At 65.3% G+C, this 17596-nt stretch carries 16 protein-coding genes; 12 read left to right on the top strand and 4 right to left on the bottom strand.

Annotation, left to right across the window (positions count from 1 at the left end; genetic code table 11):
* The first annotated feature begins 62 nt into the window (after positions 1-62).
* The 12 genes from sucB (at position 63) to MUG94_RS06650 (ending at position 11120) form a co-directional block, all read left to right on the top strand.
* A complete protein-coding gene (gene sucB / locus MUG94_RS06705) occupies positions 63-1847 on the top strand; it encodes a 2-oxoglutarate dehydrogenase, E2 component, dihydrolipoamide succinyltransferase (RefSeq protein ID WP_227908862.1) in 1785 nt (594 codons plus the stop codon).
* 135 nt (positions 1848-1982) lie between these two features.
* Complete coding sequence (locus MUG94_RS06700; protein WP_227908866.1) at positions 1983-2330, top strand: hypothetical protein; 348 nt, start codon at positions 1983-1985, stop codon at positions 2328-2330.
* Between the two features lie 80 nt (positions 2331-2410).
* Positions 2411-2839, top strand: a complete 429-nt coding sequence (locus MUG94_RS06695) for an OsmC family protein (protein ID WP_227908868.1) — start codon at positions 2411-2413, stop codon at positions 2837-2839.
* 248 nt (positions 2840-3087) lie between these two features.
* Entirely contained in the window at positions 3088-3393 is a 306-nt protein-coding gene (locus MUG94_RS06690) for an urease subunit gamma (RefSeq protein WP_227889397.1), read from the top strand.
* A gap of 1 nt (position 3394) precedes the next feature.
* Positions 3395-4285 (top strand): sirohydrochlorin chelatase family protein, encoded by an 891-nt coding sequence (locus tag MUG94_RS06685; RefSeq protein WP_227908870.1) that lies wholly within the window; start codon positions 3395-3397, stop codon positions 4283-4285.
* A 69-nt stretch (positions 4286-4354) separates the two neighbouring features.
* Positions 4355-4783 carry an urease subunit beta gene (locus MUG94_RS17205; RefSeq protein WP_104160788.1) on the top strand — a complete coding sequence of 143 codons (429 nt, stop codon included), beginning with the start codon at positions 4355-4357 and terminating at the stop codon, positions 4781-4783.
* Positions 4783-6507, top strand: coding sequence for an urease subunit alpha (ureC, locus tag MUG94_RS06675; RefSeq protein WP_227908873.1), 1725 nt, complete (start codon positions 4783-4785; stop codon positions 6505-6507). The genes MUG94_RS17205 and ureC overlap by 1 nt, the downstream gene beginning before the upstream one ends.
* A gap of 9 nt (positions 6508-6516) precedes the next feature.
* Complete coding sequence (locus MUG94_RS06670) at positions 6517-7206, top strand: urease accessory protein UreF (RefSeq protein ID WP_227908875.1); 690 nt, start codon at positions 6517-6519, stop codon at positions 7204-7206.
* A gap of 44 nt (positions 7207-7250) precedes the next feature.
* Positions 7251-7886, top strand: a complete 636-nt coding sequence (gene ureG, locus MUG94_RS06665; protein WP_227908877.1) for an urease accessory protein UreG — start codon at positions 7251-7253, stop codon at positions 7884-7886.
* Between the two features lie 26 nt (positions 7887-7912).
* Positions 7913-8980, top strand: coding sequence for an urease accessory protein UreD (locus tag MUG94_RS06660; protein ID WP_227908878.1), 1068 nt, complete (start codon positions 7913-7915; stop codon positions 8978-8980).
* 14 nt (positions 8981-8994) lie between these two features.
* The gene (locus MUG94_RS06655) at positions 8995-10194 is read left to right on the top strand and encodes a HoxN/HupN/NixA family nickel/cobalt transporter (RefSeq protein WP_227908880.1); all 1200 of its coding nucleotides are present in this window, start codon (positions 8995-8997) and stop codon (positions 10192-10194) included.
* Complete coding sequence (locus tag MUG94_RS06650) at positions 10191-11120, top strand: urea transporter (protein ID WP_227908882.1); 930 nt, start codon at positions 10191-10193, stop codon at positions 11118-11120. Before MUG94_RS06655 ends, MUG94_RS06650 begins: the two co-directional genes overlap by 4 nt.
* Before the next feature lie 86 nt (positions 11121-11206).
* On the opposite strand, the gene crcB is transcribed toward MUG94_RS06650, so the two are convergent.
* The 4 genes from crcB to MUG94_RS06630 form a co-directional block, all read right to left on the bottom strand.
* The gene (gene crcB, locus MUG94_RS06645) at positions 11207-11584 is read right to left on the bottom strand and encodes a fluoride efflux transporter CrcB (RefSeq protein ID WP_227908885.1); all 378 of its coding nucleotides are present in this window, start codon (positions 11582-11584) and stop codon (positions 11207-11209) included.
* Positions 11581-12039 carry a fluoride efflux transporter FluC gene (locus MUG94_RS06640; protein WP_227908886.1) on the bottom strand — a complete coding sequence of 153 codons (459 nt, stop codon included), beginning with the start codon at positions 12037-12039 and terminating at the stop codon, positions 11581-11583. Before MUG94_RS06640 ends, crcB begins: the two co-directional genes overlap by 4 nt.
* Before the next feature lie 242 nt (positions 12040-12281).
* Positions 12282-15848 carry a S41 family peptidase gene (locus MUG94_RS06635; protein WP_227908888.1) on the bottom strand — a complete coding sequence of 1189 codons (3567 nt, stop codon included), beginning with the start codon at positions 15846-15848 and terminating at the stop codon, positions 12282-12284.
* 64 nt (positions 15849-15912) lie between these two features.
* On the bottom strand, positions 15913-17520 hold the full coding sequence (locus MUG94_RS06630) for a protein kinase domain-containing protein (RefSeq protein ID WP_227908890.1): 1608 nt from the start codon (positions 17518-17520) through the stop codon (positions 15913-15915).
* Between the last annotated feature and the right edge of the window lie 76 nt (positions 17521-17596).

The following is a 17596-nucleotide window of genomic DNA, read 5'->3' as shown; positions in this document are numbered from 1 at the left end:
CCACCACCAGCACCAGCGGTACGGCTGGTTCAGAAGATCTAATAAGGAGAAACGGGGACAATATGTCTGAAACCGTGAACTTACCCGCCCTTGGTGAAAGTGTTACTGAAGGCACCGTCACCCGCTGGCTCAAGGCCGTCGGCGACACCGTCGCGGTAGACGAGCCGCTGCTGGAAGTGTCCACAGACAAGGTCGACACCGAAATCCCGTCCCCCGTGGCCGGCGTCATTGAGGAAATCCTCGTGGCTGAAGACGAAACCGCTGAAGTTGGCGAGGCGCTCGTGCGCATCGGCGACGGCTCCGGTTCAGCTGATGCAAAGGACGACGGCGGCAGCGCCGCTGAAGAAGCACCCGCAGCCGAAGAGGCTCCCGCTTCCGAAGAGGCCCCGGCAGAGGAAGCTCCCGCTGAGTCTTCCGACTCCGGTTCCGCCGATTCCGGCAACGGCGAAGGCACCGAAGTAACCCTCCCCGCACTGGGCGAGTCCGTTACCGAAGGCACCGTCACCCGCTGGCTGAAGGCCGTGGGCGACGACGTCGAAATGGACGAGCCGCTGCTGGAGGTTTCCACCGACAAGGTTGACACCGAGATCCCCTCCCCCGTTGCCGGCAAGCTGCTGGAAATCCGGGTGAACGAGGATGACACCGCCGAGGTTGGCGCTGTCCTTGCCGTCATCGGTTCCGGTTCCGCAGCTCCGGCCAAGGCCGAGCCCAAGGCAGCCGAGCCGGTTGCAGCAGCGTCGAAGGACGAGCGCGAAGCTCCGGCCGTCGAACCGGAGAAGAAGGAAGCCCCCAAGCAGGAAGCTCCGAAGCAGGAGGAGAAGAAGCCTGAGCCCAAGGCCGAAGCTCCGAAGCAGGAGGCTCCCAAGCAGGAAGCTCCCGCTGCCGCTGATTCCGAGGGTACCTACGTCACTCCGCTGGTGCGCAAGCTTGCGAACCAGCACGGCGTGGATCTCTCCACGGTCAAGGGCTCCGGCGTAGCCGGCCGCATCCGCAAGCAGGATGTCCTGGAAGCCGCCGAAGCCAAGAAGGCTGCGGACTCCGCACCGGCCCCCGCGGCTGCTCCCGCAGCAGCCTCATCCTCGGACAAGGCTGCACCGGCAAAGATCAGCGACGAAAGCGCCAAGCTGCGCGGCACCGCGGTCAAGGCACCGCGGATCCGTCAGACGATCGCCCGCCGCATGGTCGAATCCCTGCAGGTCTCTGCCCAGCTGACCCAGGTCCAGGAAGTGGACATGACGCGCATCGCCAAGCTGCGTGCCTCGGCCAAGAACTCCTTCCTGGAGCAGAACGGCGCCAAGCTCACCTTCCTGCCCTTCATTGCCAAGGCCGTCACCGAGGCACTGAAGCAGCACCCGAAGCTGAACGCGTCCTACGACTCGGACGCCCAGCAGATCACGTACCACGACTCCGAGCACCTCGCGATTGCCGTGGACACCGAAAAGGGCCTGCTGGTCCCCGTGATCGCGGATGCCGGCGACCTGAACATTGCCGGTCTGGCCAAGCGCATCGGCGACGTCGGTGCGCGCACCAAGGCCGGAAAGATCGGACCGGATGAGCTGTCCGGCGGAACCTTCACCATCACCAACATCGGTTCCGTGGGTGCCCTGTTCGACACCCCGATCATCAACCAGCCGCAGGTGGGCATCCTGGGCACCGGCGCCATCGTCAAGCGTCCCGTCGTCCTGACGGACGCCGAGGGCAATGACACCATCGCCATCCGCTCCATGATGTACCTGTCCCTGTCCTACGACCACCGCCTGGTGGACGGCGCCGACGCAGGACGCTTCCTGCAGACGCTCAAGGCCCGGCTTGAAGAAGGCAACTTCGAGGCAGACCTGGGACTCTAGTCCTGAACTGACTGACTGCCGCTGAAAGGGCGCTTCCCGCGAGGGAAGCGCCCTTTTTCTACATGTTGTCGAATAGTTACCGGCAGCAGGCCGTACGGTTCGATAATGCTGACAAGGTGTCCGTAAGCTGGTGACATGGACTTCCTACAGAGCTTCCTCGTTTTCCTGCACATCCTCGGCGCGGCCATCATCGTTGGCATCTGGTTTGCCAAGATCAAGAACCCCACCGTGATGCCCGGGCAGTTCCACGCCGCACTCCTCCAGCTGGTGACCGGCCTTCTTCTGGTGGGTCTGGCTGAGATGGACGACTACGACGTCAACCACATCAAGATTGCCGTCAAGCTCACCCTCGCCCTCGTCATCGCCGTCATGGCCTTCATCGGCCAGCGCAAGTACAAGAAGGGCGAGCCTGTCAGCAAGGTTCTCGCCAACGGCGTCGGCATCCTGACGGTGGTCAACATCGCCGTCGCCACCATGTGGTAACAGCTGCACGTCACTGAATAGTATGGGGTGAAGCGCCGGCGCCTGCCGGCCTTCGCCCCATCCGCTTTTAAGGAGCTCCCATGGCTACAGTCCGCTCAGCCCACACCGTCTGGAACGGCGACCTCTTCAACGGCAAAGGGGATGTCACGCTCGACAGCTCCGGCCTGGGCACCTATGACGTCACGTGGAAGGCACGTGCCGAGGAAGCCAACGGCAAGACCAGCCCCGAGGAACTGATTGCCGCCGCCCACTCCGCCTGCTTCTCCATGGCGTTCAGCAACGGACTGGCCGAAGCCGGCAAGACCGCCGAACGCATCGAGGCCTCGGCAGACGTGACTTTTGTTCCCGGCACCGGCATCACCGAGAGCCGCCTGAAGGTCACCGCCGTGGTTCCCGGCCTGACCGCCGAGGAATTCACGGACATCGCGGAGGCCGCAAAGAGCGGTTGCCCCGTGTCGCAGGCACTCGCAGGCATCAAGATCTCGCTGGACGCCACGCTGGAATCCTAAGCCCAAGCCGGCTTGGCACCGGTCCGCAAACAGTCCGTGTTCCCTTTGGAAAGTCAAGGGGAACACGGATTTTTTGTGCCCGTGCGACGTGCAGAATGAACGCCGAGATTTCTCTGCACCGTACCACCCCAGTTCCGGACAGGAGGGTGTTGACTGCCAATTGCTGCGCGTAGCGTCTCCATTACGCGAGCTCGGCCGGTGTGCCGAGCACACACAAAGTGATCGCAACAGCGGCTAAAGGTGAAGCAATGGACCTCACTCCAAAAGAAATAGACAAGCTGTACATATACCAGGTGGCCGATTTGGCCCGTAAGCGGCGCGAGCGCGGAACCAAACTGAATGTCAGCGAAGCCACCGCTCTCATTTGCGAGGCGATTCTGGAAGGTGCCCGCGACGGCCGGACCGTTGCCGAGGTGATGGAGCTCGGCAAGACCATCGTCTCAGAAAGCCAGTGCATGGACGGCGTGCGTCAGCGGCTGCCGCTCCTGCAGGTCGAGGCAACGTTCGTTGACGGCAGCAAGCTCGTCTCCTGCCACGATCCCATCGGGGCATGAATTGACCCAGCCCCTCGAGTCCCAAGCGACCGTGGTGCTGGTCGGAGGACACGAGAGTAACAACGGAACGGATCTCTCCTTCGCGGCGAAGTTGGTTCCCGGTGCTCTCATCACCCCGGCCGGCCGGCCGCTGCACAACACGCTCACGCACCTGCGCGGGCGAGGTCGGAGTGGTTCCGGCGCAGAGCCGGCACCGATCGTCGTGCTGCCCATGACATTCGGCCGCAATCCGACTCTGGTTGCCGATACCGCGAAGACGCTTAGCTGGCTCGGCGTGCAGGGAAGTTCCAGCGATACCGCTGGGGCATCCTCCCCCGTGCCAATGGTTCTAGCCGACGCCTTTGGCACCGGCGACCATCTCACGGCCTGGCTTCGGGCTGCCGCCACCGAGGTGCGCCGGCGTGCACCGGAGGCGGCTGTCCTGATCTTCGCGGATGCCGCCAACCCCTTCGACGACGCCGAGCTCCACCGCATCGCACATCTGGTGCGCACACACGGGGCCGGCAACCCCGTGGAGACGGCGACCGTCGACGACGCAAGCGGACTCCTGACGGCCCTGAACCGGCTGCGGCTGCTCGGCAGCACGCAGACCGTCGTCGTCCCCGCAGGTTTTAGGCGGGCGGCGAGCGTGCGCGGAGAAGCCGTGCCGTTCGGCGAGGGTGGTTTCACCGATGCCGAATTCTACGGTGCACTGCTGAGCGAGCAGGCGGTGCTGCGCGTTATCCGCGAGCGGATCCGCGATGCGCTGCACAATCTAAGCCACGGCCGCACCGGCATCGAGGCAGGCCTGGCGGCAGATCACGGTCACGGTTACGCCCACTCGCACGCCTTTGAGGAAGCCAACGGTCACTCCCACACGCACCACCATCCCATCCCGATCCGTTCGAGTTGATCGGATCCCTCCTACACCGAACCGCCGCGCGCAGCGACCCCGCTCCGCGCCGCAAGGGAAGGAAACACCATGCTGGGCAGCCCCACTTATCACCACAAAGACGAAGACATCGAGATTAACGCCGGCAGGCGAAGCGTCACGCTGCTGGTGAGCAACACCGGCGACCGGGCGATACAAATCGGCTCGCACTTCCACTTCTTCGAGGCCAACAAGGCACTTCTGTTCGAACGGGAACTTGCCTACGGCATGCATTTGGATGTTCCCGCGGGGACCGGCATCCGGCTGGAGGCCGGTGACACCCGTGAAGTGACGCTCACCGCGTACGCCGGAACCCGGCGGGTGGTTGGCTTCAACAACCTCGTGGACGGCGGGCTCGACTCGGCGGCAACGAAGATCCGGGCGATGGCACGAATGGAAGAACTCGAATTCAAAAACGGCAAACCGAGCGCCACACCCAGTGCCAACGCAACCGGCGACGCATCGAAGGGGAAAAAGTAATGGCTATCATCTCGCGCAAGCAATATACGGACCTCTTTGGTCCCACCGTTGGCGACCGAGTCCACTTGGCCGACACCAATCTGGTGATCGAGATTGAGAAGGACTACAACGAAGGCCACTACGGCGACGAGGTGGTCTACGGCGGCGGAAAAACCGCCCGTGACGGCATGGCAGCGGACCCGGCGGCGACTGACGCGGAGGGCGTACTTGACCTGGTCATCACCAACGCCATCATCCTGGATCCGGTGCTCGGCGTTGTTAAGGGCGACATCGGTGTGCGCGACGGAAAGATCGCCGGGATCGGCAAATCGGGCAACCCGCACACCATGAACGGAGTGGATCCGCGCCTTGTGGTAGGCCCGGGCACCGAATTGCTGGCCGGGGAGCACCTCATCGCCACCGCCGGCGGCATCGACTCGCACGTGCACTACATCTCGCCGGAACAGGCGCTGGCCGCCCTCTCCAACGGCATCACCACCCTCTTTGGCGGCGGAACGGGACCAACCGACGGCACCAACGGCGTCACAACCACCCCCGGTGTGTGGAACCTGGCCCGGCTGCTGGAATCAGCCGAGGCGATGCCGGTGAACATGGGGTTCCTCGGCAAGGGCAACGGATCGCTGCCCGAGGCCCTGATCGAACAGGTCCAGGGCGGGGCATGCGGACTCAAGGTCCATGAGGACTACGGTTCCACACCCGCCGCCCTTAGCAACGCGCTCTCCGTCGCCGACGCCTACGACGTGCAGATTTCGGTGCACACTGACAGCCTCAACGAGGCCGGTTATGTCGAGAACACCCTCGATGCCATCGACGGCCGCACCATCCACACCTTCCACACCGAGGGTGCCGGCGGCGGGCACGCACCGGACATCATCAAGGTGGCCGGCCACCCCAACGTACTCCCGTCCTCGACGAACCCCACCCTGCCCTACACCGCCAACTCGGTTGACGAGCTGCTGGACATGGTGATGGTCTGCCACCACCTCTCCCATGACATCCCCGAAGACGTAGCCTTCGCCGACTCCCGCGTGCGGGCCGAGACGATCTCGGCCGAGACGGTTTTCCATGACGAGGGGATCATTTCGATGGTTTCCTCCGATTCCCAGGCCATGGGGCGCATCGGAGAGTCGTTCATGCGAACCTTCCAGATTGCCCACCACTGCAAGGACCAGCGCGGAACTCTTCCGGAAGACAGTGCGGACAACGACAACTTCCGGGTACTGCGCTATCTCGCCAAGATCACGATCAACCCGGCCATTACACAGGGTGTGTCCGACTACATCGGCTCGCTGGAACCGGGCAAGATGGCCGATATCGTGCTCTGGCCTGTTGGTTCCTTCGGCGCCAAGCCCAAGCTGATCGTCAAGGGAGGCCTGATCAACTGGGCTTTGATGGGCGACCCGAACGCCTCGCTGCCAACACCGCAGCCGGTGTTTTACCGGCCCATGTTCGGCGCACAGGGCAAGACGCTGCAGAGCACGCGGGCGACGTTCATGTCGAAGGCGGCCATCGACAAGGGCATTCCCGAGCGGCTCGGGCTGGAGAGCCAGATACTTCCGGTACACGGCTGCCGCGGCCTCGGCAAGGAGAACATGGTTCGCAACAGCGCGACCCCGCATATCGAGGTTGATCCTGAGACCTACGACGTGACATATGACGGCACGCTGGCCACGATTCCACCGGCGCAGACCCTGCCGCTGACCCAGCTGTTCTTCCTCGCGTAGGGGGCGCACATGTCGGATGTACAACGGTTGCTGACCAGCCTGCAGTTCACGGACTCGGCGTTTCCCAGCGGCTTTTACACGATGTCGCACGGGCTCGAGGCCTTTAGCCAGGCGCGGCTGGTGTCCCGCGACGGAGTGCAGCCGCTGCTCGCCGATCTGCTGCTGCACTCCGTGGGGCCCGGGGACGCAACAGCGCTCGCCGCAGCGCACCGCGCTGCGGCGAACGACGACGTCGAGCTCGTCCAGGAGGTCGATCAGCGGTTGTTCGCGTCCAAGCTGAACACCGAGCTGCGCACGGTTTCCGTGCGCAGCGGGCACCAGCTGGTCGATCTTGGCGCGGAGCTGATTGAGCACCCGCTGCTCACTGAGTATGCCGAGCGGGTGCGGCTGCGCAGCACGCCCGGCTGCCAGCCGGTCGTGACCGCGGTGGTGTACGCCGCCAACGGCGTGGCCACGCGCAAGGCGGTGGCATCGGACCTGTTCGCTTTTTGTGCGAGCTTTGTCGGTGCCGCCCTGCGGCTTCGGCTGACCGATCACCGGCACGCGCAGGGCATCTTGCGGAATACGGCCGGCGTGATTGAACAGGCAACGGAGGCCGCACTTGAACGCGACCTCGCTGACCTTGGCGGCTGCGCGCCCATGGCCGACGTCATGTCCGCCCAGCATGAGCGGGCCGAGGCACGCCTGTTTGCCAGCTGAGAACGCAGACATATACCAACGGATTTCAAGGAATTGAGGAAAGTATGAGCGAGAACGTCTTGAGGATCGGGATCGGCGGGCCTGTTGGCAGCGGCAAAACGGCGCTGACGGAGGCGCTGGTGCCGCTGCTGATCGAGGCCGGGCGCACTCCCGGCGTCATCACGAACGATATCTACACCCAGGAGGACGCCCACCACGTGCGCCGGGAGCTCAAAGGCATCCTCGATCCTGAACGGGTGGTGGGCGTGGAAACCGGGTCCTGCCCCCATACGGCAGTGCGTGATGATCCCACCATGAATCTGGCCGTGGGTGCGGAAATGCTGGAACGGTTCCCTGACATTGACACCCTCATCTACGAGTCGGGCGGTGACAATTTGACCCTTACCTTCTCGCCGGCGCTTGCCGACGTCTTCGTGTTCGTGCTGGACACCGCCGAAGGTGAGAAGATGCCGCGCAAGCGCGGTCCCGGTATCACCGACAGCGACATCCTGGTGATTAATAAGATCGACATTGCCCAGTACGTGCGGACCGACCTCAACGTGATGGAGTCCGATGCACACCGGGTGCGTGAGGACAGGCCCGTGGTGCTGACCAACTCGCTTACCGGGTTCGGCGTCGATGAACTCCACCGGGAGATCATGACGCAGTGGAACGGTGCCAGAACCGAGCTCATCGGATGACGCTCGGAGCAACAGAACCCCGAGCCATGCCTGAACCCGCCGGGGATGCCCGGACCGCTAATGACGAGCTCGCCGGTGTTGGTCCCCTGCTCCCTCGGGCGGAAGAACAAGCCGGTCAGGACGGACTTCGGGAACCAAACCCGGGCGGATATCGCCTCCAGCCGGCGTTCTATGAGCCGGTGAGGGTACCCGAGGAGGTGCTGCGCCATGCCGGGGTGCCCACCTTGCCCGTGGGCAGCCCGGGCAAGGTGGGCGTTCTGCAGCTCGGGTTTGCCCGCAACCGCGGGCGCACCGAGCTGGTGCACCACTACCAGAAATCGCCCCTTCAAATCATGCATCCGCTGTACTACAACCAGCTGCGCCCGGACATGCCCTATACCTACCTGATGTCATCGGGCGGCGGCATTCTGCACGGTGACAGGCTGCGCACAGATTTGAGCTTCGGTTCCGGTACGTCGGCGCATGTGACCAGCCAAACCCAAACACGCGTCTACCGCATGGAGCACGACTACGCGTCGGCGATCATGAACATCGCGGTCGAAGAGGACGCGTATGTGGAATACCTGCCCGAACCCGTTGTGCCCTTCACTGACTCCCGCTTTTACCAGCAGACGGCGGTGGTCATTGATGAGTCGGCCACCCTCCTGCTCGGTGAGACCGTGTATGCCGGCAGGCTCGCGCGCGGTGAGCGGCACGCCTACGACGTGTATGCCTCCGATCTCGAGGTCCGCCGGCCGGGCGGCCGGCTGGTCGCCCTGGACCGGCTGCGGCTCAGTCCCGGGTCGGGAGAACCGGGGGCCGATGCCGGAGTGCGGGGTCTCGGCGTGCTCGCTGACCACGATGTGCTGGCAATGCTCTACGTCTTTACTCCGCTTGTCCCGCCTGCGCTGCTCGCAGACACCCTGCACCGGGCGATCAGCGACAGCGGGGGTGACCTGATCTTCGGAGTGAGCACGCTGCCCGGTGACGCAGGCGTGTGGATGCGGCTGGTGGGCAACGACACCGTGGCAGTGGCGGCAGCCAACACGGCCGCGGCGGCCGCCGTGCACGAGCTGCTGACAGGACAGCAGGCCCCCGTGATTCGAAAGAGCTAGGGAGGGGACTCACGGTGAAAGAACAGGCTACTGCGCAAGAGGCGAAGCCGGGTCGGTCCTACCGGGCGCAGGTGGTGCTCGCCTTTATTCCCGTCGCACTCCTGCACATCGCGGGTTTCGGACTGTTCTTCTTCCTGGTCGAGCCGCTGCATCTGCAGCTTGGTTCTTCCGTCTTCGGGGTTGGCATTGCAGTGGTGGCGTATGTTTTGGGTGTGAGGCACGCGTTCGACGCCGACCACATCGCCGCGATTGACAACACCACCCGCAAGCTTGTCGACCTGCGCAGGCCGGCCGCCGGCGTCGGCCTGTTCTTCTCTCTGGGCCACTCCACCATCGTTTTCCTGATGGCGGCGCTGCTGGCGCTGGGGGTGAGCTGGGCCGTGGGGCTGAGCGATGACGGAAATGACGTGCGCAACGGCCTGGGCGTTTTCGGCACGCTGGTTTCCGGTGTCTTCCTGCTGCTGATCGGGCTCATCAATGCCGTTGCGTTCATGGGAATCCTCAAGGTCTGGCGGGCTTCGCGCAGTGGAGACCTTGACGAGCTGGAGCTGGAACGGCATCTGGAAGGGAGGGGCCTTATCAGCCGCCTCATCCGCCCGATGCTGAAGACGATCGACCGCCCGGGAAAGATGTATGCCGTCGGCTTTCTGTTCGGGCTCGGCTTCGACACTGCCAGCGAGATCGCGCTCCTGGTGCTGGCCGGAACGGGGGCGGCGACAGGGCTGCCCTGGTACGCGATCCTCTGCCTGCCGCTGATCTTTGCTGCGGGCATGAGCTTGTTCGATACGTTGGATTCTGCCGTCATGGTGAAGGCCTACGGGTGGGCGAGCGTCAATGCGGTTCGGAAGCTGTACTACAACCTCACCATCACAGGGCTCTCGGTGGTGATTGCCGTCATGATCGGTGGGATTGAGCTGGTTGGATTGCTGAACGAGAAGCTCGGCCTGCGCGACCCGCTCACCGGGTGGGTGGCCAGCATCGACCTTGAGAACGTGGGCTACATCGTCGTAGGCACGCTGATCCTCGTCTGGTTCACCTCCACTGCCTACTGGCGTTTCGGCCATGTGGAGGAGCGATGGGCGCTGGCGAGCAGCGGGGCGGGCGCCAACGGCGACGCAGCTGCCCGGGGCGAACCCGGTCCAGGCGCAAAGGCGAAGCGGGAAACAGCAACAGGAGCGCCGCGGAATGACGCCCCGGGCAAGGACATGACATGAGCAGCGCAGCGGCAGCTACACCGAGCCCGGCCATCTCAGGCCCAGGATGGCTTAAGGGCTGGTGCGAGGGACTCTCGCAAATCTTCTTCCAGAGCAACATTTACACGGCGCTGCTAATCCTGGTTGCCTTCGCCGTCGCTGACTGGCGCATGGCACTGCTCGTGCTGATCGGCTGTGCGGGAAACACGGTGGGAGGGCGCCTGCTCAAGGCCGACTCCAGCTCCGTAACAACAGGAATGCAGGGCTTCTGCGGCGCTCTCGTTGGTGCCGGGACCTTCTCGGCCATCGGCGGTCAGTGGGCCGCCTATCCAATCGCGCTCGTCGGCGGTCTGCTTTGCGCTCCGGTGACCTGGCTGGTGGTCGCCCTGTTCACGAAGACACCGCTGAAAATCTATGCGTTGCCGTCGACGACGGCACCGTTCTGCATCGTGGCAACCGGGATGCTGCTCAGCACGGAGGCGCTGCACGTGAGCGCGGCGCCGGCGGCCACCATCGATTCAGCGTCGCTCGCCTTCGCACGCTCCCTGCTGACGAATGTCTCGGAGGTGGTGCTCATCAACAACGAATGGTCCGGGGCCCTCATTCTCCTCGGACTGTTCGTAGCCAGCTGGAAAGTGGGGTTGGCCGGCCTCCTTGGCAGCGTGGTGGGCAGTTTGTGCGCGCTGGCGATGGGCGAGGCCCTCACCGAGACGGCCAACGGCCTCGCCGGGTACTCCGGTGTGCTCACCGCCATTGCGCTCTCCGTGGTGTTTCTGCGCAGCAGCTCGGTGTCGTGGGTGCTTGCGGTGATTGGAACCGTGGTAACCGCGGTTGTCACGGTGATCATGCACCGCCTCGACGCTCCCACCTATACGTGGCCGTACATCCTCACCACCTGGGTTTTCCTGGTGATCGCCTATTACATTCCTGCGGCCAAGCGCCCGTAAGCCTGCATCGCCTCCCCCGGGCTGCCCAGAGCACACGAAAGCTGCAGGTCACCGCGGGAGCCGCTGGTGACCTGCAACTGTTGGCTTCAGAGTTCCGTACCCACCCAAAGGCCGATCACGGCGGCAGCAACGGAGAGCACGAGCATGACAATACCGCTGATGAACGACGCGCCGTACCGGCCCTTCTTGATCAGCTGCACCGTCTCGTAGCTCGCCGTGCTGAACGTGGTGTAGCCGCCGAGGAACCCGGTGCCGATGACGATGCCGACGTCGGTCGACACGAAGTGCTCAATGGTGAGGCCGGTAAGAAAGCCGAGCACAAGGGAACCGGAGACGTTGATGATCGTCGTCGCCCACGCGAACCGCGTCTTGGAGTGGGCGCGGATGAAGCCGTCCAGCATGAACCGCACCACGGCGCCCAACCCGCCGGCCAGGGCGAGCAGCAGGAAAATTCCCGGGGTCATGTTGCGTCCTCCTGCTCATCTTTACGCGGACTCGAGCTCCGGTTATTGACGGCGGCCGCAATGGCAATGCCGGCCCAGGTGGCGCAGGCGCCGACGATCACCGTTGCCAGAGCGTAGATAATGGCGGACCCCGGCAGTCCGTCGCGGAAAAGCACTGCGGTGTCGGTGGCCAGCGAGCTGTAGGTGGTGAAGCCGCCGCAGAAGCCGGTGCCGAGCAGCAGCTTGAGGTTCGCGCCGGTTGGGCGCGCCTTATCAAGGCGTGTGACGGCTTCGTAGAGGTAGCCGAGCAGGAAGGCACCGACCACGTTGATGATCGGGATCGCGATCGGAACCTCGCCGAGGTTCGGGATGGCGAGCGAAAGGCCCTCGCGGCTGGCGGCACCGAATCCGCCGCCGACGAAGACAAGGGCAATTGCTGCCCAGTGCAGGTAGGACGGGCGCGTTGAGGTATTCATTCGCTGCTCCGAGGTTGGATGGGGTCAGGGGAAACGCCGACGTTCGGGCGCTTCTCGGCGAACTGGGGTAAAAGCCCATTTTCCGACGCTACTCCTGCGGCCATCCGCCTTCAACGCTGCCAAGTCCTTGAGTCAGGAAGCTGACAATGTAATGGCTCCGCAGGAGGGACACCAGCTGGCAACGGCCTATGTTCCCCTGTAGCCAGGGGAACGGAGGCCGTGGTCCACGCGGGAACTAAACGCTAGTGCCTGCCCGGCACTGCGGACGAGGCTGCAACCGGCCCGGGAACGGCTCCCTTAGGCACCGCCGCTGAGTCCGGCGCCGCCTGCGGACGCGGAGGAAGCGGGGCAGGCTGAAGTGACCGGTAGCCGGTCATGGCCGGCGGCTGATCCGTGGGGATCTCCGACAGCATTTCGCGCAGGATGCCAACGCCGTGCTCCAGCTGGGGGTCATCTCCTGCCACATAGGCATGCGGCGGGAACGCCACCTCAATGTCCGGCTCCACTCCCCGGTTTTCCACGTCCCAGCCCACACCTCCGGTGAACCAATAGGCGTACCGGGGCTGGTTGACCACGGTCCCGTCCACCAGGTGGAACCGGCCGTCAATGCCGACGACGCCGCCCCAGGTGCGGGTGCCTACCACGGGGCCGATGCTGCGCAGCTTGGACACCTGAGTGATGATGTCACCGTCGGAACCGGCGAACTCGTCCGTCAGGATCACCACGGGCCCCCTCGGAGCATGGTCCGGATAGGGGGTGGGCTTTCCGCCGCGGGGGTTGGCCCAGGCTGTGACCTTCCGGCCGATCAGCTCGGCCACCAGCTGAGAGGTGTGTCCCCCGCGGTTGCGCCGGACGTCCACCACCAGAGCCTGCTTTGCAGCCTCCTGGTCCAGGTCGCGGTGCAGCTGAGACCAGCCGTTGGCCACCATGTCCGGGATGTGCAGGTAGCCGTAGGCACCGTCTGAAGCCTCGCGGACAATGCGGCGATTGGCGTGGACCCAGTTCTGGTAGCGGAGGCGTTCCTCGCTGCGCAGCGGCACGACGGCGATGCGGCGCTGGGAGGGTGCGCCGTCGTCGTTCGTGGAGACAATCGTCAACTCCACGGTGCGGCCGGCTGCCCCTGCGAGCAGCGGGGCCGGTCCTTCATTGGCCGGAACAGGTTGTCCGTCAACGGCGGCAATGATGTCGCCGGGGTGCACGTCCGCGCCCGGGGCGCTCAGCGGTGACGTGGCCTGCGGGTCCGAGGATTCGGCTCCCAGAATGCGCACCACTTCCCAGCCGCCGGCACCCGGCCGGAGGTCGGCGCCGAGGAAACCCTGGCTTCCCGAGCCCGGTTCCGTGACGGGAGCAGGAGTGACGTAGGCGTGGGAGGTGCCCAGCTCTCCGTGCATTTCCCAGAGCAGGTCCACCAGGTCATCGTGGCTGCCGAGGTTCTGCACCAGCGGCCGGTAGCGGGAGTGGACGCCTTCCCAATCCAGTCCGCCCATGTCCGGAGCCCAGAAGAAGTCGCGCTGCAGCCGCCAGGCCTCGTCAAAAGCCTGCCCCCAAACCTGGACCGGGTCAATCCGCACCCGGATGCGGTCCAGCTCCACCCGGATGTTCTCGCCGGAATCTTCCTCAACTTTGGCGGAGGCGGGAACCACCCGGACACCGCTGTCATGGCGCAGCACCACCTTGGTGCCGTCGCCGCTGACTTCAAAATCGTCCAGTGCCGGGACCAGGACGGACAGATCTTTTTTCACCAGGTCGAAGCGCTCCAGCCGAGAGGCCGGGTCGCGGTCCGTGGCCGAGGCCCGGCCGTCACCTGTCACTCCGTAGATGTCGGCCGCCTGCCAGAGCAGGGCTGAATCAGCGGTCCGGAGCTTCTCGTAGCGTCCCTGCGGGACCGGGACGGCAATAATCCGGTCCCCTATCCGCTCGGCATCAACGACAACGTCAGGAACCGTTGCAGTGGTCTCCGGATCACGATCGGCTTTCCCTGCGTCCGCTGGGTCAACGGCCGGGATGCCCGAAACCGTCGGGCCGAAGGGCGAAGGGGTGCCCGCTGCCAGAGCCGCCAGGAACGGCTTGGTGGAGGACGGAAAGCTCAAATCGAACCGGTGCGTGTCGTAGACGGGGTCGAAGCTGCGCTCGGAGAGGAAGGCCAGGTAGCGGCCGTCGGTGGTGAAAGAGGGATCATGGTCGGTAAACCGACCGTCAGTCACGTCGATCACCGGTGCTTCCGTATCCAGCACGGAGCGGAGGCGGATCTTGGTGCGGCCGTCTGCGCTGGACGGTTCTGCCCAGGCCAGCCACTGCGAGTCCGGGGAGAAGGCGAGCTGGTCAACGGCGCCGAAGCCGGTGGAGGCCACCGGGAACAACTGGGCCGAGGCGACGTCGAGCACAAAAACTTCTCCGTACTCCGTGGCCACGCCCACGCGCTTTCCGTCCGGGCTGGGCGCCAACTGGCTGACCCGCGTTGGCCGGTCGAATTCCACCCGGACGGTGCTGCTGCTCTCCCCCGGCTTGGAGGAAATCTCGGTTTCCCGGGACGATTCGGGCTCCTGCCCTGCTGTCCGGGGTTCCGCCGCCTGCTGGACTGCCTGCGGCAGCGCAACAGCGGACCCGGCTGAAACCGGACTGGGGAGGACCAAACCGGTGTCGTCTCCGGCGTCCGCTGCGGCCTGCGACGCCGGAAGACCCGGAGCAGCCCCGGAGAGGGGGGCGGCACCCACCGCGACCTCCGCGAAGACGTCCTTGATGTAAATTGCCTCTTCGCCGTGTCGGTCGGCCACGTACACAGCCCGGGACTCCCCCAGCGGACGGCCGAGACGGGCCCGGACGGTGGAGTCCGCCTCGATGACCCGCGACGGTCCGTCGCGGTGGGTGAGCCAATGCAGCGTGCCATGGGTTTCCACCACGCTGGCATTTCCGGCGGCATCGGGGACGGCGCCGGCAAGATGCTTGCCAACGTCCAGCGGACGCGGGCGCCGGGCCGTGCCGGCTGACCCGAGGACGATGTCCAGCGGCTGCGCTTCAGCATCCAAGGAGGGCAGCAGCCACAAACGTCCTGCGGATTCGAAAACAATGCGGCTGCCGTCCGAGGAAGGATGGCGGACGTAGAAGGCGTCAAAGTCTGTGTGCCGGCGCAGATCCGTGCCCGACGGCGTCACCGAGTACAGGTTGCCGTACCCCTCGTGGTCGGACAGGAAAACCACCCGGCCGTCGATCCACATCGGGTCCGACAGGTTGCCGTCAAGTTCAGGGACGAGGCGTTCGAATTCACCGTTGCCGTCCGCATCGATCCACAGTTTCCCTGCCGTGCCGCCGCGGTAGCGCTTCCACCAGGCCTGTTCACGGGTGAGCATGCTGCCGATGACCATTGGGCGTTCGTCACCCACGGCGGGTCCTTCAGCGATCGTTTCCACCGGACCGTACGGAAGCTTGACCGGGGCTGCGCCGTCCAGCGGAACCGTGAAGGCCCAGCGCAGGCGGCTGTCTTCCTGTTCCACGGACGTGGTGGCAACAACCTGCCCCGCCGAGTTGAATCCCTTCAGCCGGGTGCTCTGGCTCCCCCAGAAGGTCAACTGCCGGTAGTTGCCGCCGTCGGCGTCCGCAGTCACGATCTCCGGGGCACCGCCCTGGACCACCTGCCACGCCAGATGCTCGCCGTTTGGTGAGAACTTGGGGCTGCGGGCCGGCAGCTGCATGGAGGAAACGCGCCAGGCCCGTCCGCCGGTAACGGGAGCCATCCAGACATCGTCTTCAGCCACAAAGGTGACGAGGTCGCCATGCAGATCGGGGTAGCGAAGGTAAGCAGTTGAACTCATGGAACGATCCTATCTTTCGAGGACCGTTGGCGTTTCAGCGACAGACCCGCTCCGGAGTCAATATTCAGGCAGGCGGCGCCAGAATGTCCTCAATGCGCCAGCCGTCCGCGGTCCGCACCATGACCAGGACAACGTCTTGGCTGGATACCGCAGCCACGTTCCGGACCATCCCTCCCCGTGCGTCCCGTTCCGCGTAGGCGGACGTGGAGACGGCGGCCCGTACGCTGACCCGTCCGTCCTGGCCCGGCACAGCCGGTCCGGCCGACACGACCTCCACAGCGAGGCCGGAGAGCACCGTTTCTGCCGCCTCGAGCTTGGAAATCTCGGCCTGGTCCGCTTGCATGGCCGGCGAGCGCGGCGTATTGATGCCCGTCAGCAAATCGGCATCAGCAGCGGTGAAGGCCCGTGCCCGCAGCTCGGCGAGCGCACGGGCCGCCTGCACCGGGTCACTGCTGCTGACCATGAGCTCCAGTTCCGAACCGGATGTCCGGGCCAGGGATACCTGCCCGGAGGGTTCCGGTGATCCTGGCACAGCTCCGTCCCCCGCACCCCGAACCGTGTCTGCGTCCTTCGCTTGATCCGGCGGAGGCAGCGGCTGCGCCCCCGGAGACTGCCCGCCGTCCGACGCCGGCGGCGGCGTCCCGGGTTCCCCCGGCTCTGCGCCCGGCAGCATCTCCGGTGCCGCCACCGCCACCGCCCCCAAACCCATGGTTGCCGCCACAAGGACTGCTGCGGCACCCAGCAACATCCGGTTTCGGCTGCGCCCGCTACCCTCGTGTTCCCCCGGAGAACCACCCGGGCGCCTGTTCTTTCCCCGTCCGGCCCGGCGCCTCAGCCCTGCAGGAGCGCGCCCCTGATCGAGCCGGGATCGGCGGGTTGGGGCTTGGTCAAGGGGCGCGGAGGCATCACCCAGGGCCAGGTCCAGCGGCTGAGCCGGGGTGGATTCGAACACCCGGCGGGCAAATTCGGCAGCGTCGGGCCTGCGTTTGGGTTCTTCCTCCAGCCCCGCATCGATGGCCTCGGCGAGCGCCGCCGGAATTTCGGGTACCAGAACGGCAAGGGGCAGCCGGCGCTCAGCAGGGGGAAGCGCCCGCCCCGTCACGATGAGCCACCCCACAGCGGCCAGCGCCAGGACGTCATCTTCCTCTGCTGCGGCCGGCGCCGGCCCTGATCCCAGCAGTGCCGCGGTTCCCAGATCCCCCAGCAGAGGTTTACCGCTGGCGGTGAAAAGGATGTTGCCGGGCGAGACGTCCCCATGGCAGACATTCAGGCCATGCAGATAAGCGAGCACTGACGCTATGCCCACCAGGACCGTTACGGCTTCCCCCGGCTGAAGCGTTCCCCGGGCCCGCAGCACCCGGCCGAGGGAACCTCCCGGGGCCAGCTCCATCAGGAGCCCGGGGCCCTGGTCCGTCTCCAGGACGGTGGAAAGGTGCATGAGGTTTTCATGCTCAAACCGGGACAGGATGTTGAGCTCCCGCCGGGTTTCAAACGTGGTGCCGTGCCCGCCGGGGGAAGCCGCCGGCACCTTCAGCGCAAAGCGGGCGCCGTCGCTGTTCCGCACGACCGCCCACACCCTGGACGCGCGGCCGGAGCCCAACAGCCGCTCAGCGCGGTATCCCTCATCCACCGCCGGCGGGTGGACCACCCCAACCTGCCCGTTAGCCTCCATGCACTCTGTTCTAGTCGGGATCGGCCTATCCTGCAGAAGTTATCCACAGCTCTTCCGGGTACGGATCACCCCGCCC

Source organism: Arthrobacter gengyunqii, assembly GCF_023022985.1.
Classification (GTDB): Bacteria; Actinomycetota; Actinomycetes; order Actinomycetales; family Micrococcaceae; genus Arthrobacter_B; species Arthrobacter_B gengyunqii.
This window is presented reverse-complemented; position numbering and strand designations above follow the sequence as displayed.

Excerpts from the sequence above, each read along its gene's own strand:
- MUG94_RS06670 (WP_227908875.1), top strand. The coding sequence starts at position 6,517 with ATGTCGGATGTACAACGGTTGCTGACCAGCCTGCAGTTCACGGACTCG.
- MUG94_RS06690 (WP_227889397.1), top strand. The coding sequence starts at position 3,088 with ATGGACCTCACTCCAAAAGAAATAGACAAGCTGTACATATACCAGGTG.
- MUG94_RS06640 (WP_227908886.1), bottom strand. The coding sequence starts at position 12,039 with ATGAATACCTCAACGCGCCCGTCCTACCTGCACTGGGCAGCAATTGCC.
- MUG94_RS06660 (WP_227908878.1), top strand. The coding sequence starts at position 7,913 with ATGCCTGAACCCGCCGGGGATGCCCGGACCGCTAATGACGAGCTCGCC.
- sucB (WP_227908862.1), top strand. The coding sequence starts at position 63 with ATGTCTGAAACCGTGAACTTACCCGCCCTTGGTGAAAGTGTTACTGAA.
- ureC (WP_227908873.1), top strand. The coding sequence starts at position 4,783 with ATGGCTATCATCTCGCGCAAGCAATATACGGACCTCTTTGGTCCCACC.
- ureG (WP_227908877.1), top strand. The coding sequence starts at position 7,251 with ATGAGCGAGAACGTCTTGAGGATCGGGATCGGCGGGCCTGTTGGCAGC.
- MUG94_RS06635 (WP_227908888.1), bottom strand. The coding sequence starts at position 15,848 with ATGAGTTCAACTGCTTACCTTCGCTACCCCGATCTGCATGGCGACCTC.
- MUG94_RS17205 (WP_104160788.1), top strand. The coding sequence starts at position 4,355 with ATGCTGGGCAGCCCCACTTATCACCACAAAGACGAAGACATCGAGATT.
- MUG94_RS06630 (WP_227908890.1), bottom strand. The coding sequence starts at position 17,520 with ATGGAGGCTAACGGGCAGGTTGGGGTGGTCCACCCGCCGGCGGTGGAT.
- MUG94_RS06650 (WP_227908882.1), top strand. The coding sequence starts at position 10,191 with ATGAGCAGCGCAGCGGCAGCTACACCGAGCCCGGCCATCTCAGGCCCA.
- crcB (WP_227908885.1), bottom strand. The coding sequence starts at position 11,584 with ATGACCCCGGGAATTTTCCTGCTGCTCGCCCTGGCCGGCGGGTTGGGC.
- MUG94_RS06695 (WP_227908868.1), top strand. The coding sequence starts at position 2,411 with ATGGCTACAGTCCGCTCAGCCCACACCGTCTGGAACGGCGACCTCTTC.
- MUG94_RS06700 (WP_227908866.1), top strand. The coding sequence starts at position 1,983 with ATGGACTTCCTACAGAGCTTCCTCGTTTTCCTGCACATCCTCGGCGCG.